Below are 22576 nucleotides of genomic sequence, written 5' to 3'. Positions count from 1 at the left end.
CGGTGACAAGGTCGGGAACGGGGGTGTATCGCGGAAAAATCGACCAAAGGCCTATAGCTTCGCGGCAGGCGAGCGTTCACCTTTAATGAAAAATGACAAACAAAAGTCGCAAGCGGGGATAGATCCAAATCCCCGCGGCCATCGGGAGGTACAATGGATCACGCCCATAGCTGGAATGATTCCGGCACCAAGGCCCATCGCACCAATGCCGCAATCGCGGAGCTTGCCCGTGAGATCGGCACCCTGGGCGTCACCATCGCGGATATTGCCGGCCATGTGGATGATGTCAGCGGCCGGGTATCCGAACAGGCCCATATTTTCGAGGCGCTGAAACAGGAAGCGCATGAAATGGCCACCGGCAATGCGCGGGTGACGGCCGCCACGGCCAAGGCGCGCGACGTGACCGCCAAGGCCCGGCGGGAGGCCGTGGCCAGCCGCGAACAGGTCGAACATGCGCTGGGGGAAATCCGCGCCCTTGCCGAGGATGTAACCGGGATCGAACAGCAGCTTGCCGGCCTGACCGAAGCGCTGAACCGGGTGGGCCGGGTGGCCGGCGAGATCAATACCATCGCCAAACAGACCAACCTTCTGGCCCTTAATGCCACCATCGAGGCGGCGCGTGCCGGCGATGCCGGGCGCGGTTTCGCCGTGGTGGCCACAGAGGTCAAGGCCCTGGCGAATAAGACCGCAGAAGCGACGCAGGAGATCGACGCCACCCTGCGCGACCTGACCGCCCAGGTAAAAGCCCTTTCCACACGCAGCGCCGCCGGTGTGGCCAAGGCCGGCAGCGTGCGCAGCGAAACCAACCAGATCGGCCAGGTGATGCGCAGTCTGGCCGACGCGATGGGCGAGGTGGACGGGGAGCAGGAGCAGATCGACGAGGCCGCCAACGCCATCGGCCGATCCATCGGCGCGGTGGATAGCCGCATCGGCGGGCTGGCCGGCGGGGTGGCAAATTCCAGCCGTTCCCTGACCCAGGCCAGCGAACGGCTGAACAGCCTGTTGAGCCTGTCGGAAAAGCTGATCGGCAATACGGCGGAACTGGATGTGGAGACGGTCGACACACCCTATATCCGCACCGTGCAGGAAGGGGCCGCGCGGATCAGTGCTGCTTTTGAGCGGGCGCTGGCCGATGGCACGATCCAGCTAGCCGACCTGTTTGACGAGCATTACGCGCCCATTGCCGGCAGTGACCCGCAACAGCACATGGCCCGCTTCACCACCCTGACCGACCGGCTGCTGCCGGAGGTGCAGGAGGCGGCCCTGGGCCTGTCGGACAAGGTGGTGTTCTGCGCGGCGGTGGACCGCAACGGCTATCTGCCCACGCACAACAAGAAATTCAGCCAGCCCCAACGGCCCGGCGACCCGGCCTGGAACGGCGCCAACTGCCGCAACCGCCGCATCTTCAATGACCGGGTGGGGCTGGCCGCCGGCCGCAACACAAGGCCCTTTCTGTTACAGGCCTATCGTCGCGACATGGGCAATGGCCGATTCGCGTTGATGAAGGATTGCTCCGCCCCCATCACCGTTGCCGGCCGCCACTGGGGCGGCCTGCGGCTGGCCTATCAGGTGTGATGGGGGGCGCTCGATACCAATCCGCCTAGAGTCTGTCAGGTTTAGTTGAAATCAGAAATGGTTCTCACCACCGTCACCCCGGCGCAGGCCGGGGTCCAGTTTCGTAGAGCAATGCGCTTGTGAGCCTGGACCCCGGCCGCAGCATGGGTGACGGTGTAGGTTGATCCAACCTAACCCTGACAAACTCTAGGGCAGATCGCGGAAAAGCGGAATCGCTTTGGAGCGTGAATCTGCTCGCTGAACAAGGCCCTAGAGCCGTGTGCGTTTCCGATTAAACGCACACGGCTCTAGGGCGCGGATGCGCCCGTCCCGGCGAGTGGGGGAGCACGAAATCTCCCGGATCAGTAAACCCCGCCGGTGCCGGTCCCGATGGAAGGCGGCGGCGGGGGGGCTGCGCCCGGCTGGCCGCCGGAAACAAAACTGGCGCCCCCGTCACCACCATCCAGCACGCCCTGCCCGCTGGTCGGCTCCGTGCCCGGAATGAAGCCCTCCCAGATGGCGCCGGGGGTGCCCGGCGGCACAGCGCGGCCATTCTCCGGGTTGACCCGCATCAGTTGCAGGCCGGGCGGGATACGGAAGGGCGTGGCCGGCTGGTCCTTCAAGGCCACGCTCATGAAATCCTTGAAGATCGGCACCGCGATGGAGGAGCCGGTTTCCCGGTCGCCGAGGGAGCGCGGCTGGTCATAACCGACAAAGACACCCACGGCCAGATCGGGGGAAAAGCCGACGAACCAGGCATCCATCGAATCGTTGGTGGTGCCTGTCTTGCCGGCCACCGGCTTGCCAATTTCCTTCAGCCGGGCGGCTGTACCCCGCTGAACCACACCTTCCAGCATGGAGACGACCTGATAGACGGTACGCGGATCATCCACCTGCTCGCGGTCATCGGGAACGACGGGGACGGTGTTGGGATCAGGCAGCGGCGGGGCCACCGGCAGGGCGCCGGTTGCGGCGGCAGGCATCACCTGGGGCACAGGGATGGTGCCATTTTCCGGCGGGGCGGCCACCGCTTCCAGCGGCATCTGGCAGCCGACGCAATCACGCTGATCATGCCGATAAACGGTCTTGCCGTTCCGGTCCTGCACCCGGTCGATGAAGCTGGGCTCGATCTTGCGGCCGCCATTGACCAGCATGGCGTAAGCCGTGGTCAGGCGCAGCACCGTCGTTTCCCCCGCCCCCAACGACATGGCAAGCTGATGGGGCAGATTATCGGTGATGCCAAAACGCCGGGCGGTTTCGGCTATCGGCTCCATCCCCACATATTGGGCCAGACGCACGGTCATGACATTGCGCGACTTCTCGATCCCGACGCGCAGCGGCGTGGGGCCATAGAATTTGTCGCTGTAATTGTTGGGCTTCCATTTCGGCAGGCCGGGCCCCTGGTCCAGGGCGATGGGCGCATCCAGCACCAGGGTGCTGGGCGTGAACCCATGGTCCAAAGCCGTCAGATAGACGAAGGGCTTGAAGGCGGAACCGGGCTGGCGCATCGCCTGGGTCGCGCGGTTGAACACGCTGATCCGGGCGCTGAACCCACCTGACATGGCCATGACGCGCCCCGTATGCGGGTCGATCGCCACCAGGGCGCCCTGCACTTCCGGGATCTGGCGCAGGGCGAACTGTCCGCCCTTGTCGCTCTTCTCCTCCTTGGTGCCCAGCGCCTCCACAAAGATGACATCGCCGGGCGACAGGGCGTCAGAGGCTTTCTGGATGGAAGGGCCGACATAGCGGCCATTTTCCACCTTGCGGGCCCATTTCAGCTCGGCCAGCGGGATCGTGCCCTCCCGGCCATCCGCCAGGGTGACGGAAACCGCATCGGCCCCGGTGCCCTGCACCACGGCCACATCCCATTCCTCCCCGCCGGGGGGGATGCGCACCTCGTCCAGCTTTTCCTGCCAGCCATCCAGGCTGTCCAGATGGGCGATGGGGCCGCGCCAGCCATCACGCCGGTCATAGGCCATCAAGCCCTGGCGCAGCGCGGTGGACGCGGCAGCCTGAAGATGCGGGTCCAGCGTGGTGCGGACGGACAGTCCGCCGGCATAAAGCGTCTGCTCGCCATAGAGCTTGGCCAGTTCGCGGCGCACTTCCTCGATGAAGTAATCGGCACGGACCTGCTCATCACCGCTGCGATCGGCGAAGGTCAGCGGCTCGGCCCTGGCGGCATCGGCCTCTTCACGGCTGATATAGCCATCATCCTGCATGCGGCCGATGACATAGTTGCGCCGGGCGATGGCCGCGTCGCGATGACGTTCGCGGTAATAGCGGTCCGGCGCCTTGGGCAGGCTGGCCAGGAAGGCCGCCTCGGCCACGGTCAATTCATCCAGCGACTTGTTGAAATAGTTGAGCGCCGCCGCCCCCACGCCATAGGCGCGGTTGCCCAGGAAAATCTCGTTCATATAGATTTCAAGGATCTGGTCCTTGGTCATCGCATCTTCGATGCGGTTGGCCAGGATCGCTTCCTTGATCTTGCGGACATAGGAGACTTCGTTGGACAGCAGGAAGATACGCGTCACCTGCTGGGTGATGGTGGACGCGCCGATGGGCCGCCGGCCGGACCCGATATTCTTGAGGTTCTGAAGCTGGGCGCGCACCACGGCCAGCCAGTCCACACCATGATGGCTGAAGAAATTCTGATCCTCGGCCGACACAAACGCATGAACGACGCGCGACGGCACGGCAGCAATGGGCACGAAGACGCGGCGTTCACTGGCGAATTCCGCCACCAGACGGCCATCGCCAGCATGGACGCGGGTGGCCACCGAGGGCGTGTAATTAGCAAGCTGCGTATGGTCGGGCAGTCCCTGGCTGTAATGCATATAGCCCAGCACACCAACGCCGACACCCGCACCAATTGCCACCGTGGCCAGCGCCACGCCGCCCAGCAGGATCCCCTTCGCCACGCGATTCATCGTTCAACCCGTCCGCCCGGCGCCTTTGATGCGGCACCGGTCCAATTTGCCCCAGATAGCAACAGAACAGCGGTGCCGCGCATTCGGCCCGCCGTCTACCGCACTTAATGTATCAATGTCCGGCGGATTATGTCGCGGTCATGACCGCTTCCGCCCCGCGCCCGGCGAAAAGTAGCCATCCACGGCACGCACGAGAGAAGCAGCCATGCGGCGGCGATGGGTGGCATTGTTCAGAAGGGACGCATCCTGGGCATGGGAGAGATAGCCCATCTCCACCAGGACAGACGGGACATCCGGCGCCGTCAGCACGCCAAAGCCGGCGGAACGCAGGGGCGATGGCAGAACCGCGATATTCTTGTCCAGGCTGGAAACCACCAGACCGGCGAAGCGGCGGGACTGGTTCATCTTTTCCCGCTGCGACAGGCTGATCAGGATATTGGCGACCTCTGCACTCTGGGTCTTCAGGTTCAGCCCGCCGGCCGCATCCGCCTTGTTTTCGCGCTGGGCCAGCATTTCTGCCTCACGGTCCGACGCCTTGTCCGACAGGGTATAGACCGACAGGCCGCGCACTTTCCTGGACGACATGCTGTCGGCATGAAGGGATATGAAAAGATGCGCGTCATTGGACCGCGCCACGGCTGCCCGATCACGCAGCGGCAGGAACACATCCTTGTCCCGCGTCATCACCACGCGGTACCGGCCCGTTGCCAATAGCTGGCGCCGCAATTCCCGCGCCATGGCCAGGGTCACATCCTTTTCATGGATGCCATTGACGCCGATGGCGCCGGGATCCTGCCCGCCATGGCCGGCATCCAGCACGATCAGCGGCAATTCCGGTGCCTTGGGCCGCTCCTTGGGGGGAATCGGCGGCCTGGGCGCCGATGCCAGGGAGGCGGCAACGGTGGCCGCACTGGTCCCGCCGGTACCCGGCAGCGGGGAAAGACTCCCCACCGCCCGGCGGTCGGCAGCCGCCCCGGCAGAAGGTTCCAGGTCCAGGATGAAGCGTGGTGGCTTGCCATCGCGCGGCGGGATCACTTCTGCCCAGGCGATGCGCACCGGCACGGTGGTGGCCAGCACCAGCCGCAGCCGATCCGCCGTCACCATCTCCGACGCGATGGCGGACACCAGCCCCCGCCCCGGCAGGATGCCACCGGCCCAGCGGGCATTGCCCAGTTCCACCACGACGCTGGCCGGGCTGGCCTGCGGTTCCACACGGAAGGCCACAGCCTCCGTCAGTTCCATGACGAAGCGGGTTTTGTCGGGATGCACACCCAGCCTTGCATCCAGCACCTGGGCCGGGACAGGCAATGGCGGGGCCTGGATGGCCGCGGTTTGCACCGGCTGCGCGCCCGCAAGGGCCGGCATCAGCGCGCACGCAAGCAGCCATGCCAGCAACGCCAAAAAGGCGCGCCAGGCACGGATGGGGACTGCAAATGCTGGCTGACAAGAACGCCGCACGCGCTCCGCTCCCCTCCCCCATGGACCGACGGGATCGTCTGATCCGTTATAGGCACGGAAAATCAGGCACTTCAACGGCGATGATGAGAAATCGCTTCATCTGCGGCGAATCTCAATCCGACCGTGGGATGGAAAACACACATCACGGCATGGCCCTGTACAAATCTTCCATTGTAGAAGGGGGCCGGGAATGTTTATGGTGTCGCTTGCGACAACCGCGTCCTGCCCAGGTCCTGCACCGGGCTTCGGCGTCGCGCTTCGGGACCCGTGCTGCCGGCTTTTGCTTTGTCGCCGTCGCCCCCGATGATCGTGACGCCTTCGGGATTGTCCCGGCGGGACGTGGTGCTGTGGAAACCTTGAGGCTGGCCTTGCTCCGGTTAACCGGAGCAAGACCCGGCAAAGGTCGGGATTGCGTCCTGGCTGCTTCCCAATTCCGGGCAGCGCTGTTCGACGCCGCGTACCGCCCTTTCCTGTGTGCCTCGCACCAATATGGTGGCAGGTCGTCGCCCTCCGTCCCGTCGCACGGGCGGGCGGCGCTTATGCCACGGGGAAGACATATGGCCAAGCGTATGCTTGTCGATGCCACGCATCCGGAAGAAACCCGGGTCGTCGTGGTCAATGGTAACCGCCTGGAAGAGCTTGATTTCGAGATCGCCTCCAGGAAGCAACTCAAGGGCAATATCTATCTCGCCCGGGTGATCCGGGTGGAGCCGTCGCTCCAGGCGGCCTTCGTCGAATATGGCGGCAACCGTCACGGTTTCCTCGCCTTCTCCGAAATCCATCCCGATTATTACCGCATCCCGGTCGCCGACCGTGAAGCCCTGCTGCGCGAACAGCAGGAACTGGCGGAAGAGCGGGAAGCCCGCGCGATGGAACGCGCGGAAGCTGAAACCGACGGCGAAGTGCCGATTGAACAGGCCCCGCCGCCGGCTGCCCCGGAGGATGTGGGCGGTGCCGCCCCCGCCCCGATTGAGGTGGATGAGGCCAATGGCGCTGGCTCTGTGCCGGCCTTTATCGGCGATGCCGATGGCGAAACCAGCGACAATAGCGACCCGACCGCCGAGGCAGGCGAGAATGGTGCCGCTGGCTCCCCCTTCACCCACAGCAATGGCCGGGGGGATGAACGGCGCGGCCGCCGCCGCCGGGGTCCGCCGCCGACTCAGCAGACCCAGGTCCAGCAGGATGATGCCGATCTGGTGGAAGAAGAGCTGGAAAGCGAAGAGAGCCGCCCGGCCCGTCGCCGCCCGCTGAAAAGCTACAAGATCCAGGAAGTCATCAAGCGCAAGCAGATCCTGCTGGTGCAGGTGACGAAGGAAGAGCGCGGCAACAAGGGCGCTGCCCTGACCACCTTCCTGTCGCTGCCCGGCCGTTATGCGGTGCTGATGCCCAACACCCCCCGCGGTGGTGGCATCTCCCGCAAGATCACCAACCCGGCTGATCGCAAGCGCCTGAAGGAAATGCTGGAGGATTTCGACGTGCCGTCGGGCATGTCCGTCATCCTGCGCACCGCCGGGATCGAACGGTCGAAGCCGGAAATCCGGCGCGATCTGGAATATCTGATGCGTCTGTGGGACAGCATCCGGGAAACGACGCTGCAATCCGTCGCCCCGGCGCTGATCTATGAAGAGGCCAACCTCATCAAGCGCACCATCCGCGATCTTTATTCCAGCGATATCGACGAGGTTTATGTCGAGGGCGAGCAGGGCCACCGCACCGCCAAGGATTTCATGCGGATGCTGATGCCCAGCCACGCCAAGAAAATTCAGCTTTACCAGGATGAGGGCATCCCGCTGTTCCACCGGTTCCAGGTGGAGGGCGCCATCGAGACGATGTTCAACCCCATCGTCCAGTTGAAGTCCGGCGGTTATATCGTCATCAACCAGACCGAAGCGCTGGTCGCCATCGACGTCAATTCCGGCCGCTCCACCAAGGAACGGAATATCGAGGAGACGGCGCTGCGCACCAACCTGGAAGCCGCCGAAGAGGTGGCCCGCCAGTTGCGTCTGCGCGACCTGGCCGGCCTGATCGTCATCGACTTCATCGATATGGAAGATAGCCGCAACAACGCGGCCGTCGAAAAGCGCCTGAAGGATGCGATGAAGGCCGACCGCGCCCGCATCCAGTTGGGTCGCATCTCCGCCTTCGGCCTGCTGGAACTGTCGCGTCAGCGCCTGCGTCCCAGCCTGCAGGAGATCAATTTCGAACGCTGCCCGCACTGCCAGGGCACCGGCCTGATCCGCAGCCAGGAAAGCGCGGCGCTCGCCGTGCTGCGCGCCGTGGAGGAAGAGGGTATCCGCAAGCGTTCGGCGGAAATCACCGTCACCTGCGCCACCCATGTCACGCTCTATATCCTGAACCACAAGCGTGAAGCGCTGGCCGATATTGAACGGCGCCATGGCTTGCGCGTCTACCTGCAAGCCGATGATCATCTGACCGGTACCGACCACCGGCTGGAGCGTCTGCGTGCCCGCACGGCTGCTGATGAAGCCGCGGTGGCACCCGTCAGCGCGGATCGCGTATTCGCCCAGACCGAACGCCAGATGGAGACCGAAGAGGTCGAGGTTGCCGAGGAAGCGATTGCCGCCGAGGAAGCCGAAGAGACGGTGGAAACCACCGCCCCGCAGGCCGCCCGTGGCGAAAGCAATGGCGATCGGGATCGCCGTCGCCGTCGTCGCCGTCGCCGCCGGGGTGAGCGGGGCGAAGGCTTTGGCCCCGAGGGCAATGGCGAGGCCGGCGAAGAGGATGCGGACGAAGGTGAGGTGGAAGCCTCTGCCGATGGTGTCGTGACCGAAGAAGCCACCGTCGCTGACGAAAGCTCCGAAACGGATGCTGCCCCCGACGCGACCAATGGCGACGACGAAAACGCGCAGAAGAAGCGCCGTCGTGGCAAGCGTGGTGGCCGTCGCCGTGGCCGTCGCGGTGAAGAGGGCATGTCCGATCTGGAGGCCACTGAAGGCGAGGCTGAAGGTGATGACGGGAGCGACGAGGCAGAGCCGGCCGCCGCCGAGCCTGTCGCCGCAGAAGCCCCGGTCGAGGCCACCCCGGTGGCTGAGCCGGCCATTGCCGCCGATGCACCGGTGGAACTGGTGAGCGAACCGGTTGTGGAAGCCGCCGAACCGGTAGCCGAAGAGGCTAAGCCGAAGAAGCGCCCCACCCGCAGCCGCAAAAAGGTTGCTGAACCGGCCGCCGAGGCAGCCGTGACCGAGACGGCACCCATCGCCGAACCGGTCGTGGTGACCCCGGTCGTGGAAGCCGAACCGGTGGCTGAAGAGGCAAAGCCGAAGAAGCGTCCCACCCGCAGCCGCAAAAAGGTTGCGGAACCGGCCGCCGAGGCAGCCGTGACCGAGACGGCACCCGTCGCCGAACCGGTTGTGGTCGCCCCGGCCGTGGAAGCCGAACCGGTGGCTGAAGAGGCAAAGCCGAAGAAGCGCCCCACCCGCAGCCGCAAAAAGGTTGCTGAACCGGCTGCCGAAGCAGCCGTGACCGAGACGGCACCTGTCGCCGAACCGGTTGTGGTGGCCCCGGTCGCAGAACCCGTACCCGCACCCGCACCCGCCGCCGAAGGCGAAGTCAAAGCCAAGCGGGGTTGGTGGAGCCGCAAGGGCTAAGGTTCATTCCTGAACCGAAATGATAAGGGGAAGGGCAATAACGTCCTTCCCCTTTTTCATTACGTACCCGTAACAAGCCTCCGCGGCGCCGTGCCACGCCAAAGGCAGCCCTTGATTGATGCCGGGATGCTTTCCCGGCTGGGCCGAATGCGCTAAGCAACCCACCATTCCCCCCTTCGCTGACAGGGACCGATATGAGTAGCGTCTCCCCCTCCCCCACCGGCCGTCTGGCGGGCCGTGTTGCCCTGATCACCGGCGCGTCACGCGGGATCGGTGCCGCCACGGCCGAGCAACTGGCCGCCGAGGGCGCCCATGTCGTGCTGGTCGCCCGGACCGTCGGCGGCCTGGAAGAACTGGACGATCGTATCCGGGCTGCCGGCGGCGCTGCGACCCTGATCCCCCAGGACCTGGCCGATGGTGCCAAGCTGGATGCGCTGGGCCCCGCCCTTTATGAGCGGTTCGGCCGGCTGGACATTCTGGTCCATGCCGCCGCGCAGCTCGGCACGCTGGGCCCCATCGCCCATTCCGATCCCAAGGATTGGGAGCGGGTCTTCGGGGTCAGCGTCGCCGCCCTGATGCGCCTGATCCGCACCACCGACCCGCTGCTGCGCCGGTCCGATGCCGGTCGTGCCCTGCTGTTGACCGACCGTGTGGGCCGGCAGCCCACCGCCTATTGGAGCGCCTATGCTGCCGCCAAGGCGGCTGCCGACATGATGGGGCGGACCTGGGCGGCGGAAACGCTGAACACCAGCCTGCGTATCAACATGGTCGATCCGGGGCCCGCCCGCACCGGCCTGCGCGCCAAGGCCTTTCCCGGCGAGGACACAGCCACCCAGGGCGATCCCGCGGACATTGCCCGCGCCCTGGTGGAATTTGTCGTCCCGGCCTGCGCCCTGCATGGTGAACTGATCGACTTGGCGACCGCGTAACGGCCTATCCGGAAGGGCGTAGAAAAAAGCGCACATGCTGGTGATGGGGGTCACAGCGAGCCCAGGTGGCCTGGGGCAAAGTCAAGCCACTGATCGTTCCCCGCTCAGTGGCCGGATGGGTCCCCCCTACCCCTTCTTCCCCGTCCGGCGCCAATAACCGCACCTGACCCGCCATCCGCCCCCGGATGGCGGGTTTTTCTTGGTCTCTCGCCCTTATGATCGCGGGGTCAGGGCGGGGCGGGCTTTCGCCGCGGGTGCACTTGGCCCTATAATCCCTTTTGAAAAGGGCGCTGTGCCGTCCAAGAAGCCGGTGCCGGAACAGACATGCTGGAAAAACTGGTCGAAGCCGCCATTGTGTTCGCCATTATCGGCGGCCTGTCCTATCTGGTGGGCATGGCGATCTCCCATAGTATGGAAAGCGCTTTGCGACGCCGGCTGGAGGGGGAAGGGCTGGATGGCCGGCTGATGCGCCTTAATCTGCTGGCCCAGCGCTTCCAGGCCCGCAAGGACAGTATGCTGCCCCGGCTGGTGAAGCTGGACGCGCAGGTAAAATCGGCCCGCCGCCGCCAATATATGATCACCAAAAAACTGAACGATCTGAAGATCGCCCGATCCCGGCTTATGCGTGTGCTGGGAGAGGAGGATGCCTTCCTGCGACCGGAGCGACCGGCCCGCAAATTCATCGCCGAGGTGGTGAACCGGCATGTGCAGCGCACCCTGTTTGAGCATAAGGAACACCCGTTCCTGTCCCGCGCCTGGTCACGCACACAGCAGGTGGTGATCTGGGCCCCGACCATCGGCGATGCCAAAGCGATGGCGGAAAAATCCTATCCTCCCGCCACAGGCTTTTTCATCGCTGGCATCACAGAGCCACAAAGCGATGCTGAGGAGGAATTGAGCGCCCTGGAAGAAGCCAGTTTGAAGGCAGCCGAAGCAGGACACAGCACCCCATGATGGAGCGCATTTTTGATCTGCTGCCGCTCTGGTTCGGAATATTGGCCGGCGGTGTCGTCGCCATGCAGGTGACCACCAGCATCTCCAAGCGTATCCGCCGCGCCCATGGCCTGCGCAAAGCGCAGTTGGGCCGGGTTGCCCAGGCCAGCAAAGTCCTGCGGGAAAAGGTTAAGGTGACCCTGGACCTGCGCCGCGAGGAACGCCAGATGGAGGTTGAACTGATAGTGCTCGACCGTTCCATCGCCGAGGGCGAGGCCCAGGCGGAACGGGAAAAGCGCACCGAATCCCAGATTTATGTCTTTGATGAACGCAAGAATACCGGTGATCAGGCCTTCCTGTTCACCATCACCCATCCCGATTTTAACAATCTGGCCCGCAACGCTCCGCCGGAAATCTGCACCTCCTGGCGCAGCGGCCGTCGCTATATGGTCTGGGCAGCCAGTGAGAAAATGGCCGCCGCCAAAGCCAATATGCGCTTCAACCAGGATAAGGGATATCGGGTGTCGCCGCCCCAGGCGGTTGAGGGCGATATGGAAGAATATTGAACTGTCGGGCAGATGAAATGTTGTAAAATAACCGAAAAATAGGGTCTTTCCGTTACATGATGCTTGTAGACGGCGCGCATCGTGGTATCAATTTGGTCTGCTTTGCCATCGGCCCCCGCCGGAGAAGGATGCTTCAATGTCCGCCTTGACCCAATCCCCCGCCTGGAAGGCGCTTGCTGCCCATCGTGCCGCCCTGGAAGGCACCAGCATGCGCGACCTGTTCGCCGCCGATACGGGACGGTTCGACCGGTACAAGGTGGGTTTCGACGGCATGCTGCTGGACTATGCCAAGAACCGCATCACCGATGAGACGATGGCATTGCTGGTCGATCTGGCCCGCCAGCAGAATGTTGAAGCCATGCGCGATGCCATGTTCGCCGGTGAAAAGATCAACATCACCGAAGATCGCGCCGTCCTGCATGTGGCCCTGCGCAACCGTGCCGACCGGCCGGTCCTGGTGGATGGCCAGGATGTGATGCCCGATGTACAGGGCGTTCTGGCCCGCATGTATGCCTTCTGTCATAAGGTGCGCGACGGGGAATGGCGCGGCTTCAGCGACCAGCCCATCACCGATATCGTCAATATCGGCATTGGCGGGTCCGATCTGGGCCCGGTAATGGTGACACAGGCGCTGACGCCCTGGCACCATCCGCATCTGGCCGCCCATTTCGTCTCCAATGTTGATGGCACCCATATCGCGGAAGTGCTGAAGAAGGTGGACCCGGCCACCACCCTGTTCATCATCGCGTCCAAGACCTTCACCACCCAGGAAACGCTCGCCAATGCCCATACGGCGCGGGACTGGTTCCTGGCCAATGGCGGGACGGAAGCCGATGTGGCCAAGCATTTCGTGGCCCTGTCCACCAATGCCGGCGAGGTGGCGAAATTCGGCATTGATACCGACAATATGTTTGGTTTCTGGGACTGGGTGGGCGGTCGTTACAGCCTGTGGTCAGCCATTGGCCTGCCCATCGCCCTGATGGTGGGGCCGGAGAAGTTCGGCGAATTGCTGGCCGGCGCCCATGCCATGGATGAACATTTCCGCACCGCCCCCCTGGCGCAGAACATGCCGGTGGTCCTGGGCCTGCTGGGCGTGTGGTACGGCAATTTCTGGGGTGCATCGGCCCATGCCGTGCTGCCTTATGACCAGTATCTGGCCCGCCTGCCGGCATACCTGCAGCAGTTGGATATGGAGAGCAACGGCAAGTCGGTGGACCGCCAGGGCAACCCGGTGGATTACACCACCGGCCCGATCATTTTCGGGGAGCCGGGGACCAATGGCCAGCACGCCTTCTATCAGTTGATCCACCAGGGCACCCACCTGATCCCGTGCGATTTTATCGCGCCCGTGGCCTCGCAGAACCCGGTGGGGCGCCACCATGCCATGCTGCTGTCCAACACCTTCGCCCAGACCGAAGCGCTGATGCGCGGCAAGAATGGCGATGAGGTGCGGGCCGAACTGGTGAAGGAAGGCAAGGAAGGCGACGCCCTGGAAGCCTTGCTGCCGCACAAGATTTTCACCGGCAACCGCCCCACCAACACCATTCTGGTGGATGCGATGGACCCGCACCGGCTGGGCATGCTGATCGCCCTTTACGAGCACAAGGTGTTTGTCCAGGGCATCATCTGGAACATCAACAGCTTCGACCAATGGGGCGTTGAGCTGGGCAAGCAACTGGCCAAGGTGATCCTGCCCGAGTTGGAGGGCGAGGCTGCCAAGGACCATGATGCCAGCACCAAGGGCCTGATCGCCGTGGCCAATGCGGGCAAGGTGGGGTGAGCTTCCCGGCGGACTGCGTAGCCTTGTAAACCCCCTGTCCCTGATCCATCATCGGGGACAGGATGGGAGGCAGCCATGGAAGTATCTGTTGGCGACGCTTTGGTACGTTGGCAGGAGTTGATCCAGCGGGCATAGCTATATAGGTGCTTTATGAAGGCCTTGCTTGGAGTTGCTGCTTTGATTGCAATGGCATGGGGCACAACAGCCTATGCCGCTGTTGAAGCAGACGCTATATGCCCTGTCCTTCCATCTGAAAGCGGACTCTCTTGGTCTCTCAAGCGCGGCCCTGATTTTTATGTTTGCTACGCCGAGGACAAGGGTACGATTTCGCCGGGATTGATTGGGGTTTATCTAGGGTTGGCGCCAAGTTTTGTCGCCAATAATGAGGCTTTCGTAGGTGAAGGTCTTATGGATGGGATGCCAGTCCGTTGGCAACGAAAGCCAGTGGATGGCTACAAGTTCGGACTTGAGTCACTGCGCGGGCAAATGATCCTGGAAGCCCCGCTAGAACAATCGGATAACTCGGCGATAGAGCCTCCGCCACCACCGCCGCCTCAGGATATAGGTCACATTTGGGTGCTGTCGAATGATGAGTTGACGCTGGAGTCCTTACGGGCCGTCGCAGAAAAACTCAGGTTTAAGCCAACGCGACGGTCTGGATGGTAAGTGGTGGCTAATGAAGCTCTGGCTAACGCCATCTTTCCGCCCAATCACCCCCTGATATAGCATCCTATCTTCGGGGGGATTTCCATGCTGCATCCATCCAGCGCCAGGGCGTGGCCCTTTCTGGCGCATTTCATTGACCGGGAAGCCCGGTTCGCCCAGGCCGCCGCCACCCGTGGCGGCCTGGCGCTGGCAGCTTATGAATTTGTCCGGTTTGGCGTGAAACAGGCCTGGGCCTGTTTTTATGGCGGATTGATGCTGGCCCTGCTGCTGGGGACCTGGCTGTTCTATCCCAGCGATCTGCCGCTGGCGCGTTATGATTTCCTCACCCTGGCCGCCCTCACCCTGCAGGTGGCGCTGATCACATTCCGGCTGGAAACGCGGGAGGAAGCGCTGGTCATCGCGCTTTTTCATATCGTCGGCACGGGCATGGAGATTTTCAAGACGGCCATGGGGTCATGGGTCTATCCGGAGCCCAGCCTGCTGCGCCTCGGCGGCGTGCCTTTGTTCACCGGCTTCATGTATGCCGCCGTCGGTTCCTATATTGCCAGGGCGTGGCGGTTGTTCGATTTTCGCTTCACCCGCCATCCGCCGCTCTGGGCCACGCTGGGATTCGCGGTCGCCGCCTATGTCAATTTCTTCACCCATCATTATTGGTGGGACATGCGCTGGGGCCTGTTCGCGCTGGCGGGGCTGCTGTTCGGGCCCTGCTGGGTGCATTTCCGCATCTGGCGCCGGCATCGCCATATGCCCCTGCTGCTGGGCTTCGCGCTGGTAGCCCTGTTCATCTGGTTTGCAGAGAATATCGGCACCTTTGCCGGGGCCTGGATCTATCCCAGCCAGAAGGCGGAATGGACCCTGGTATCGCCGGCCAAGTTTGGTTCCTGGTTCCTGCTGATGATCCTGTCCTACGCCCTGGTCTGCCTGGTGCGACGCCCCCTGCCATTGGGTGAGGTTTTTCATTATTGCGGATGGCGGATCATAGGGATAAGGCATCAGGTAGCAGCAACCGAAGGTCGCCCCGTTGAGCGAAGCAAGGCCGATCTATAAATTGACGCAGGCCCAGCTTGACCAGTTGGTCAAGCGGCATGAGATGTTCCGCAACGCCCGCATGGGCGGGGCCCGCGCCGTCCTGTCCAATTTTGATCTGACCGGGCTGGATCTGTCGGGCCGTGACCTAGCCCATGCCGACCTGACAGGCGCCATCCTGCGCCGCGCCAATCTGGCTGGCGCCAATCTGGATTGCACCAGCCTGTTCGCCGCCGACCTGCGGGAAACCGACATGACCGGCGCATCCTTGGTAAAGGCGGACCTGCGTGGTGCCTGCCTGCGCGGGGCGGACCTGTCGGGGGCCAATCTAGTCAATGCCGACCTGCGGGACGGGTCATTGGCCGAACGCGGGGCCGATGGCAGCCTGAAAATTGTGGTCGTGGATCAGGACAGTCCCACCGATATGCAGGGGGCCCGGCTGGCCAATGCCAACCTGTCCCAGGCCAAACTGTCCGGTGCGGTTGCCATGCACACGGATTTCACCGACGCGGTGATGCGTGGCACCAAGCTGGTCCGCGCCAATCTGCGCAATGCCACGCTGGATGGCGCCATCCTGGAAGGGGCGGACCTGTCGGGTGCCGATATACGCGGCGCCAGCCTGAAAGGCGCCGTGCTGACCCAGACCCAGATGGTGATGACGGAGCTGGGCGGCGCCAATCTGGAAGGCGCCCTGACCGACAAGCCCGCCGGCCGCCCCCTGGCCGACCTGCCCCAGTCGCTGGAAGAAATGGTGCGTCAGCATGCGCTGTGGGTTGGCAGCGCCGGGCAACAGGGCCGCGCACTGGACCTGTCCGGCTTCGACCTGCGTGGCACCGGCGCCCTGTCCCATGCCTGCCTGACCCGGTTGCTGGCGAAAGGGGCCGTACTGTATGGGGTGGACCTTTCATCGGCCCAGATTCAGGCTGGGCAGATGCAGGATGCCGATCTGCGCGGGGCCAACCTGTCAGCCAGCGACCTGCGGGGACTGAACCTGACTGGCGCCAATCTCAACAATGCCAATCTGGCGGGCGCCAACCTGGCCTATCTCCAGATCAGCGAGAGCCGTGTGGTGCGGGCGGAGCTTGCGGGGGCAAGGCTCCGCTATGCCGACCTGACAGGCGTGCGGCTGGTCCGGGCCAATCTGGCCGGTGCCGATCTGTCTTTTGCCAACCTGATGCGGGCGGAACTGAAAGGGGCAGACCTGACCGGCGCCCGCCTGTCCGGCGCCCGGATGCGGCGGGAGCAGTTGGAAGGGGTTATTGGGGTGAAGTACTAAGTGTCTGTCCGGAAGATTTTCGTTCTTTATCAACATGTTAATGCTTTAATCCCGTCACCCCGGCGAAGGCCGGGGTCCAGTTCGTAGAGCAAAGCGCCTGTGATTCTGGACCCCGGCCTTCGCCGGGGTGACGGTAGCGTTTAAAGATAAGACGTGTAAGACGTTGAGATAACGTGAAACTTTCCGGACGGACTCTAACACCCCCCGATATGGGGCCCACCTTGGCGGCCAGCCCCAATCGGTGCTATGACCTGGGCATGCCGATCATCCGCCGCCTGCCCGAAACGCTTGTCAACCAGATCGCCGCCGGCGAGGTGGTGGAGCGCCCTGCCGCCGCCGTGAAGGAACTGGTGGAAAACGCGCTGGATGCCGGCGCGCGGCGGATTGATGTCACCCTGCGCGACGGCGGCAAGGCGCTGCTGTCGGTGGTGGATGATGGCGTGGGCATGGTGCCGGAACAGTTGGAACTGGCGTTGGAGCGCCACGCCACGTCCAAACTGCCTGATGGCGACCTGACCGATATCCGCACCTTGGGTTTCCGCGGCGAGGCCCTGCCCTCCATCGGTGCTGTCAGCCGGCTGACCATCACCAGCCGCACGGCGGATGCCGACCATGCGAGCAGCATCCTGGTGGAAGGGGGGGCCAAGGGGCCCGTCGGCCCGGCACCGGGCGGCCAGGGCACACGGGTGGAGGTGCGCGACCTGTTTTTTGCCACGCCCGCGCGGCTGAAATTCCTGAAAGGCAGCCGCACCGAAAGCCAGCATGCGGTGGATGTGGTGGAGCGGCTGGCCATGGCGCACCCCCATGTCGCCTTCACGGTGAATGATGAGGGGCGCACGCCGGTAAGGCTGGCGGCCAGCACGGGGGAGGCGGAACAGGCCCGTCTGGTGCGGTTAGGCGCCGTGCTGGGACGGGAGTTCCAGGAAAATGCCATCCCCGTCAATGCCGAACGCGCAGGCGTGCGACTGACCGGCCATATCGGCCTGCCCACCTACAACAAGCCCACCGCCGCCGGGCAATATCTGTTCGTCAATGGCCGCCCGGTGAAGGATCGGCTGATGGTGGGAGCCGTGCGCGGTGCCTATGCCGATTTCCTGGCCCGTGACCGTCACCCCGTGCTGGCCCTGTTCCTGGACCTGGACCCGCATGAGGTGGATGTGAATGTGCATCCAGCCAAGACGGAGGTGCGGTTCCGCGATCAGGCCCTGGTGCGCGGGCTGATCGTGGGCGCCCTGAAACATGCGCTGGCCGCTGCCGGGCACCGGGCCAGTACCACGGTGGCCGCCGACACCCTGTCCAGCCTGACGCCGCGTGTCGCCCCGCAGACCAGCCTGTTGTGGGAACCGCCGGCCCGGCCCGCCGGGACCGGCTATAATCCCTACCAATATCAGGCCCCGCCGCCCGTGCCCCGCCAGATGGCGGAAGCGGCATGGCAGTTCCAGGCCCCGCTGCCGCCGGGGGAAACAGCGCCCCCCTCCGATGGCACGGGGGCCAGCTTCGCGCCTGCTGCCCGCAATGAGGTGGTGACGGATGCCGCCCCGCCGCCGGCCAGCCAATTCCCCCTGGGGGCTGCGCGGGCGCAATTGCACGCCACCTATATCGTCGCCCAGACGGAAAATGGCATCGTCATCGTGGACCAGCATGCCGCCCATGAACGGCTGGTCTATGAGCGGATGAAGCAGGACATGCTGGGCGGCGGGGTGAAGCGCCAGATGCTGCTGATCCCCGAAGTCGTGGAACTGGACCCGGCGGATGCCGACCGGGTGGGAGAACGGTCGGCGGAACTGGCGGAAATGGGCCTGATCCTGGAAACCTTCGGATCGGGTGCCGTGGTGGTACGGGAAGTGCCAGCCATGCTGGGGGCACGCGCCGATGTGCGCGGGCTGATCAAGGATATCGCGGACGAGCTGGCGGAGCTGGGCGATGCCCATGCCCTGAAGGAGAAGCTGGAGGCGATCTGTTCCCGCATGGCCTGCCATGGCAGCGTGCGCGCCGGCCGCCCGATGAATGTCGATGAGATGAACGCCCTGCTGCGCCAGATGGAGGCCACGCCCCATAGCGGCCAGTGCAACCATGGCCGCCCCACCTATGTGGAACTGAAGCTGGGGGATATTGAACGGCTGTTTGGCCGGCGCTGAGGAGAAAACCTGGCTGCGTTAAACGAAATCAGCCTGGCGCAGAAGATTGTGGAAATTGCGCAGCGCCTGGGCCTGTTCCTGCGGGCTGGACAAGCCTTCAACGAACTTGCCGTCGAAATTGGGCTGGCGCAGATGACCGACAATCTGGTCACGCACCATGCGCCGCGCCTTGGGGCTGGACAGCACATCATTGGCCGCGAACTGCATCAGACGGGTCGCCCGCACCCGCAGGCTGGCGCCAGGATCGTCCAGCTTCTCAATCACGCGGGATGCCACGATATAGTCGGCCACCATCCCATCCACCTGATCGGCCAACCGTTCCGCCTCCTCCCCCGGCAGGCCGCTGGCGCCTATGGCACGGTAGAGGGCGGCCATGGCCTGCATTTTGGGCTTCAACGGCACCTGCGCGCCGACCAGCGTGTTGACATCCATCCCCCGGCCCAGCAGCGGCCGCAGCCGCACGACCAACGTATCCATTTCCCGACGACCAAGGTCGCTATCGGCCAGTTCCGTCAGATACAGCGCCCGATCGCGCGGCAACGCAATGATGCCCAGCATGCCATCAATGGAAAGACGCCGGCCTTCCGACCCGCCCTGTTCCAGAAAACGCAGATAGCCAGAGGTCAGCGCCTCCGCCATGCGGCTGCCGCCGATCAAGCCGGACGGGGTGATGACACGCGCCGTCAACTGGCTGAAAGCCGCCCGGTTGCGTTGCGGATCACGCGCCAGCGGGGCCGTTCCCCGCAGGCTGCGCAGCAGGCTTTCAAACATCACCTGCCCGCTTTGCGGCGCCTGACCCGTGCCCAGCCAGCGGGAGAGGATAGCGGTAATGGCCGGGGCGCTTTCCCGCCCATCGGTTTCAAACTGCCCGTCCAGCACATCCAGCAGCCGGCCCAGCGCGGTGCCCAGATCGGGCTGGCGGCCCAGCAGATCCTGCACCACGCTGGGGAAGGAAATGGCATCCGCCACCAGCGTATCAATGATAGCGAGATGAGAGGCCGGTCCGTTGGCGGCATCCGCCGCTGTTTCCAGCAGCCATTCCACCTTGCCCAGCAGATTGCGGATCTGCACCAGATCGCGGCAGAAGACCACCTTGGACAGATAATCCACCGTTGCCGGATCGCCAGCGCCCAGCGCCGCCGCCTTGGTCATGGCGGTGGTGAAACCATCCTGCCGGATGGAAAAGGGCGCCCGCTTCTGCGCTGCATCGGCCCGGTTCTGCAATTCCGTCAGGCTGGCATAGATCTGGTCGCGGCGTTCGCGCATATCCAGGCTGGCGGCCTTGCCCTGAACGGTCGCGACACGGCCCACAGCAATGGGCACCATATTTTCGTAATTGAAGGCCCGCTTCATCTCGCCGGCATTATAGAGAAGCTCCGACGCCGTCAGCGACCGTTCCTCCAGATATTGCCGCAGCATGCGGGAAATGACCTGCCGGCTGCCTTCCTGCAGATAATCCGTGCTTTCCATGCATAACGGTGCCTCATCCACCGGCTGCACGGTGATGGCCCGGGTCTGCCCGTCCCGCATCTCGGAAAAAAGAATGGTCTGGGTGGGCGGCATGCCGGGGGCGCCCGTGAAATCGCGTACGATACGCACCCCTTCACGCAGGGGCAGCAGGCGCGTGGCAACCGCCTTCGCCTCTTCCTCAGAGGCGCAGATTTCCTCAATCACCCAGTGATCGACCTTATAGGCCTGTACTTCAAAATTTAGTCGCCGGCCAATCCCGCCTTTTGCGGTGCTGCCGCCAACCAGACTGGATAGCCACATTTTGCGCCCCGTCCGCCCACCCCGTTCGGATATATACCATCGGACAGTTCAGCGGGAAATTCAATTGGCCGCAAACAACCGCACAGTAATTAAGCGGCTACGATTTTATTGCGGCTTGCCCTTCACCCATACGGGATTGGCCGCGAACAGGGGCACCGAAGTGATGGACATCTTGGCAGAGGCATCCTTTACCTGACGGCTGTAGACGACATAGATCAGCGTGTCATTCTCCCGGTCATAGATGCGGCGCACCGCAATGGCCTTGAAAACAAGACTTTTACGTTCGGAGAAGACCTCTTCCCCCCGTTTGGACAGGTCGATATCGCCAATCTCGATGGGTCCGGTCTGGCGGCAGGCAATAGAAGCATTGGACGGATCCTCAAACCAGTTACCCTTGGACAGACGGTCAATCAGCGACCGGTCGAAATCCACGATATGGCAGGTGACGCCCTTGACCTCAGGGTCGCTGAAGGCCGTCACCTTGAGCCCGTTGCCCGTCCAGTCATTGCTGAATTCCCCCACCTCCTGCTGAGCAGCAGCGGGCAGCGCCGGCAGAAAAGCCAGCAGACAGACGGCGGCGAGGCGGCACAGGGATTTCATGGGGGCGATCCGGTAAGGATAAGGGATGGGCGCAGGCTATCCCGACCGCCTCTCCGCTTCAATGGCCGTCGCTCAGCATATCAACGCTACCAATAAAGCTGCGGACCTTCCCCGCCTGTACCGCGTTAAAGCATCGGTTTCATGACAGGGGGATTTGATGGGGATCGAGGACCGGGCAGGTACGGGGCGGGCGCTGGCCGCGAGGATGATGCCGGCGGTGAAGGGGCAGGAACAGATCCGCCGGGTCCAGACCTGGCTGCTGGGTTTTCTGTTGGCCCTGGCCGTGATGTACACGCTTTTTGTGGCGCAGGACATCCTGCTGCCCATCTTCCTCGCCATCCTGCTGGCGCTGCTGCTGCGACCGGCAGTGCGGGGGTTGAACCGCCTGCGCCTGCCTGATCCCGTTGGCGCGGCCCTTGTTATTGTCCTGGTCCTGGGGATTGCCGGCAGCGGCGTGCGGGTGCTGGCCGAACCGGCGGTGGCCTGGGTGGAGCGGGCGCCGCAGGTCATGGAAACTTTGCAGGACCGTATGCACGGCCTGCAGCGCGCCCTGGCCCCCGCCCGGCAGGCCACCGAACGGCTGCAACGCATGACCCGCAGCGAAGGCGCCCAACGGGAAGTGGTGATGCGAGGACCCTCCCTGGCAGAAGCCGTCATGGCCCAGGCGCAGGTGGTGGTAGGGCAAAGCCTGGTGGTGCTGGCCTTGACCTATTTCATCCTGGCCTTCGGCAAAAACACGCTGACCTGTGTATTATCCTCCCTGCCAAGGCGGGATGATCGCACGCATCTGTCCGATATCGTCGTGACAGTACAGACCAATATCACCCAATATCTGGTGACCATCACCATCATCAACAGCGCGCTGGCCCTTGTGACGGCGGGGGTCATGACGTTGCTGGGCGTCCCGTCCCCGATATTATGGGGCGCGCTGGCGGGTCTGTTCAATTTCGTGCCCTATCTGGGGCCGGCCGTGACAACGGCGATGCTGTTCGTCGTCGGTGTGGTCAGTTTCGACAACTGGACCCAATCCCTGCTGCCTGCGCTCTGTTTCATCGCCATCACCTCGATAGAAGGTAATTTCCTCACCCCCATGATCGTGGGACGGCGCTTGACGCTGAATCCGATTTTCGTTTTCGCCACCGTTTTGTTCTGGGGCTGGCTCTGGGGGATTGCCGGGGCGCTGCTGGCCGTCCCCATCCTGGCCGTGTTCCGCATCGTCTGCGAGGCGACCCCGGTTCTGCGTCCCATCGGCGCCCTGGTCGGCGGCGTACCTCTTCCGACCAGTCTGGCGAAATAGACCGTCCGGCGGTTGCATCCCGCTTGCGCCTTTCCCCACCTGGAATGA

At 63.8% G+C, this 22576-nt stretch carries 15 protein-coding genes; 11 read left to right on the top strand and 4 right to left on the bottom strand.

Going from position 1 to position 22576, the window contains the following annotated elements; genetic code table 11:
- Positions 1–153 precede the first annotated feature (153 nt).
- Positions 154–1575 carry a methyl-accepting chemotaxis protein gene (locus tag G473_RS0115025; protein WP_029013774.1) on the top strand — a complete coding sequence of 474 codons (1422 nt, stop codon included), beginning with the start codon at positions 154–156 and terminating at the stop codon, positions 1573–1575.
- Positions 1576–1916: 341 nt separating this feature from the next.
- Here G473_RS0115025 and G473_RS0115020 read toward each other — a convergent pair whose 3' ends face one another.
- Together G473_RS0115020 and G473_RS0115015 are read right to left on the bottom strand one after the other, a co-directional pair.
- Entirely contained in the window at positions 1917–4481 is a 2565-nt protein-coding gene (locus tag G473_RS0115020) for a penicillin-binding protein 1A (RefSeq protein WP_035707450.1), read from the bottom strand.
- 138 nt (positions 4482–4619) lie between these two features.
- Positions 4620–5846 (bottom strand): N-acetylmuramoyl-L-alanine amidase, encoded by a 1227-nt coding sequence (locus G473_RS0115015; protein WP_084438322.1) that lies wholly within the window; start codon positions 5844–5846, stop codon positions 4620–4622.
- Positions 5847–6496: 650 nt separating this feature from the next.
- Between G473_RS0115015 and G473_RS0115010 the strand changes: the two genes are divergently transcribed.
- The 9 genes from G473_RS0115010 (at position 6497) to mutL (ending at position 18861) form a co-directional block, all read left to right on the top strand.
- Positions 6497–9547 (top strand): Rne/Rng family ribonuclease, encoded by a 3051-nt coding sequence (locus G473_RS0115010; protein WP_029013771.1) that lies wholly within the window; start codon positions 6497–6499, stop codon positions 9545–9547.
- A 194-nt stretch (positions 9548–9741) separates the two neighbouring features.
- On the top strand, positions 9742–10476 hold the full coding sequence (locus tag G473_RS0115000) for an SDR family NAD(P)-dependent oxidoreductase (RefSeq protein WP_029013770.1): 735 nt from the start codon (positions 9742–9744) through the stop codon (positions 10474–10476).
- Positions 10477–10800: 324 nt separating this feature from the next.
- Positions 10801–11430 carry a hypothetical protein gene (locus G473_RS0114995; protein ID WP_029013769.1) on the top strand — a complete coding sequence of 210 codons (630 nt, stop codon included), beginning with the start codon at positions 10801–10803 and terminating at the stop codon, positions 11428–11430.
- Positions 11427–11975 (top strand): hypothetical protein, encoded by a 549-nt coding sequence (locus tag G473_RS0114990; protein ID WP_029013768.1) that lies wholly within the window; start codon positions 11427–11429, stop codon positions 11973–11975. The genes G473_RS0114995 and G473_RS0114990 overlap by 4 nt, the downstream gene beginning before the upstream one ends.
- A gap of 136 nt (positions 11976–12111) precedes the next feature.
- The gene (pgi, locus tag G473_RS0114985) at positions 12112–13755 is read left to right on the top strand and encodes a glucose-6-phosphate isomerase (RefSeq protein ID WP_029013767.1); all 1644 of its coding nucleotides are present in this window, start codon (positions 12112–12114) and stop codon (positions 13753–13755) included.
- 150 nt (positions 13756–13905) lie between these two features.
- Entirely contained in the window at positions 13906–14421 is a 516-nt protein-coding gene (locus G473_RS30390) for a hypothetical protein (RefSeq protein ID WP_154667422.1), read from the top strand.
- Positions 14422–14505: 84 nt separating this feature from the next.
- Positions 14506–15468, top strand: a complete 963-nt coding sequence (locus G473_RS27135; RefSeq protein WP_084438189.1) for a DUF817 domain-containing protein — start codon at positions 14506–14508, stop codon at positions 15466–15468.
- Complete coding sequence (locus tag G473_RS0114975) at positions 15443–16723, top strand: pentapeptide repeat-containing protein (protein ID WP_029013766.1); 1281 nt, start codon at positions 15443–15445, stop codon at positions 16721–16723. The genes G473_RS27135 and G473_RS0114975 overlap by 26 nt, the downstream gene beginning before the upstream one ends.
- A 257-nt stretch (positions 16724–16980) precedes the next feature.
- A complete protein-coding gene (mutL, locus tag G473_RS0114970) occupies positions 16981–18861 on the top strand; it encodes a DNA mismatch repair endonuclease MutL (RefSeq protein ID WP_029013765.1) in 1881 nt (626 codons plus the stop codon).
- 18 nt (positions 18862–18879) lie between these two features.
- On the opposite strand, the gene G473_RS0114965 is transcribed toward mutL, so the two are convergent.
- Entirely contained in the window at positions 18880–20631 is a 1752-nt protein-coding gene (locus tag G473_RS0114965) for a hypothetical protein (RefSeq protein WP_029013764.1), read from the bottom strand.
- Positions 20632–20736: 105 nt separating this feature from the next.
- Positions 20737–21231 carry a CreA family protein gene (locus G473_RS0114960; RefSeq protein WP_035707446.1) on the bottom strand — a complete coding sequence of 165 codons (495 nt, stop codon included), beginning with the start codon at positions 21229–21231 and terminating at the stop codon, positions 20737–20739.
- A 157-nt stretch (positions 21232–21388) separates the two neighbouring features.
- On the opposite strand from G473_RS0114960, the gene G473_RS0114955 reads away from it, so the two are divergent.
- Positions 21389–22528 carry an AI-2E family transporter gene (locus tag G473_RS0114955; protein WP_029013762.1) on the top strand — a complete coding sequence of 380 codons (1140 nt, stop codon included), beginning with the start codon at positions 21389–21391 and terminating at the stop codon, positions 22526–22528.
- Positions 22529–22576 lie beyond the last annotated feature (48 nt).

The organism is Niveispirillum irakense DSM 11586 (assembly GCF_000429645.1).
In the GTDB taxonomy this organism is placed as follows: Bacteria; Pseudomonadota; Alphaproteobacteria; order Azospirillales; family Azospirillaceae; genus Niveispirillum; species Niveispirillum irakense.
Note: the sequence above shows the minus strand (reverse complement) of the source record. Positions and strands in the feature narration are given on the sequence as shown.

Excerpts from the sequence above, each read along its gene's own strand:
- G473_RS0115025 (WP_029013774.1), top strand. The coding sequence starts at position 154 with ATGGATCACGCCCATAGCTGGAATGATTCCGGCACCAAGGCCCATCGC.
- G473_RS0115020 (WP_035707450.1), bottom strand. The coding sequence starts at position 4,481 with ATGAATCGCGTGGCGAAGGGGATCCTGCTGGGCGGCGTGGCGCTGGCC.
- G473_RS0115015 (WP_084438322.1), bottom strand. The coding sequence starts at position 5,846 with ATGCCGGCCCTTGCGGGCGCGCAGCCGGTGCAAACCGCGGCCATCCAG.
- G473_RS0115010 (WP_029013771.1), top strand. The coding sequence starts at position 6,497 with ATGGCCAAGCGTATGCTTGTCGATGCCACGCATCCGGAAGAAACCCGG.
- G473_RS0115000 (WP_029013770.1), top strand. The coding sequence starts at position 9,742 with ATGAGTAGCGTCTCCCCCTCCCCCACCGGCCGTCTGGCGGGCCGTGTT.
- G473_RS0114995 (WP_029013769.1), top strand. The coding sequence starts at position 10,801 with ATGCTGGAAAAACTGGTCGAAGCCGCCATTGTGTTCGCCATTATCGGC.
- G473_RS0114990 (WP_029013768.1), top strand. The coding sequence starts at position 11,427 with ATGATGGAGCGCATTTTTGATCTGCTGCCGCTCTGGTTCGGAATATTG.
- pgi (WP_029013767.1), top strand. The coding sequence starts at position 12,112 with ATGTCCGCCTTGACCCAATCCCCCGCCTGGAAGGCGCTTGCTGCCCAT.
- G473_RS30390 (WP_154667422.1), top strand. The coding sequence starts at position 13,906 with ATGAAGGCCTTGCTTGGAGTTGCTGCTTTGATTGCAATGGCATGGGGC.
- G473_RS27135 (WP_084438189.1), top strand. The coding sequence starts at position 14,506 with ATGCTGCATCCATCCAGCGCCAGGGCGTGGCCCTTTCTGGCGCATTTC.
- mutL (WP_029013765.1), top strand. The coding sequence starts at position 16,981 with ATGCCGATCATCCGCCGCCTGCCCGAAACGCTTGTCAACCAGATCGCC.
- G473_RS0114965 (WP_029013764.1), bottom strand. The coding sequence starts at position 20,631 with ATGTGGCTATCCAGTCTGGTTGGCGGCAGCACCGCAAAAGGCGGGATT.
- G473_RS0114960 (WP_035707446.1), bottom strand. The coding sequence starts at position 21,231 with ATGAAATCCCTGTGCCGCCTCGCCGCCGTCTGTCTGCTGGCTTTTCTG.
- G473_RS0114955 (WP_029013762.1), top strand. The coding sequence starts at position 21,389 with ATGGGGATCGAGGACCGGGCAGGTACGGGGCGGGCGCTGGCCGCGAGG.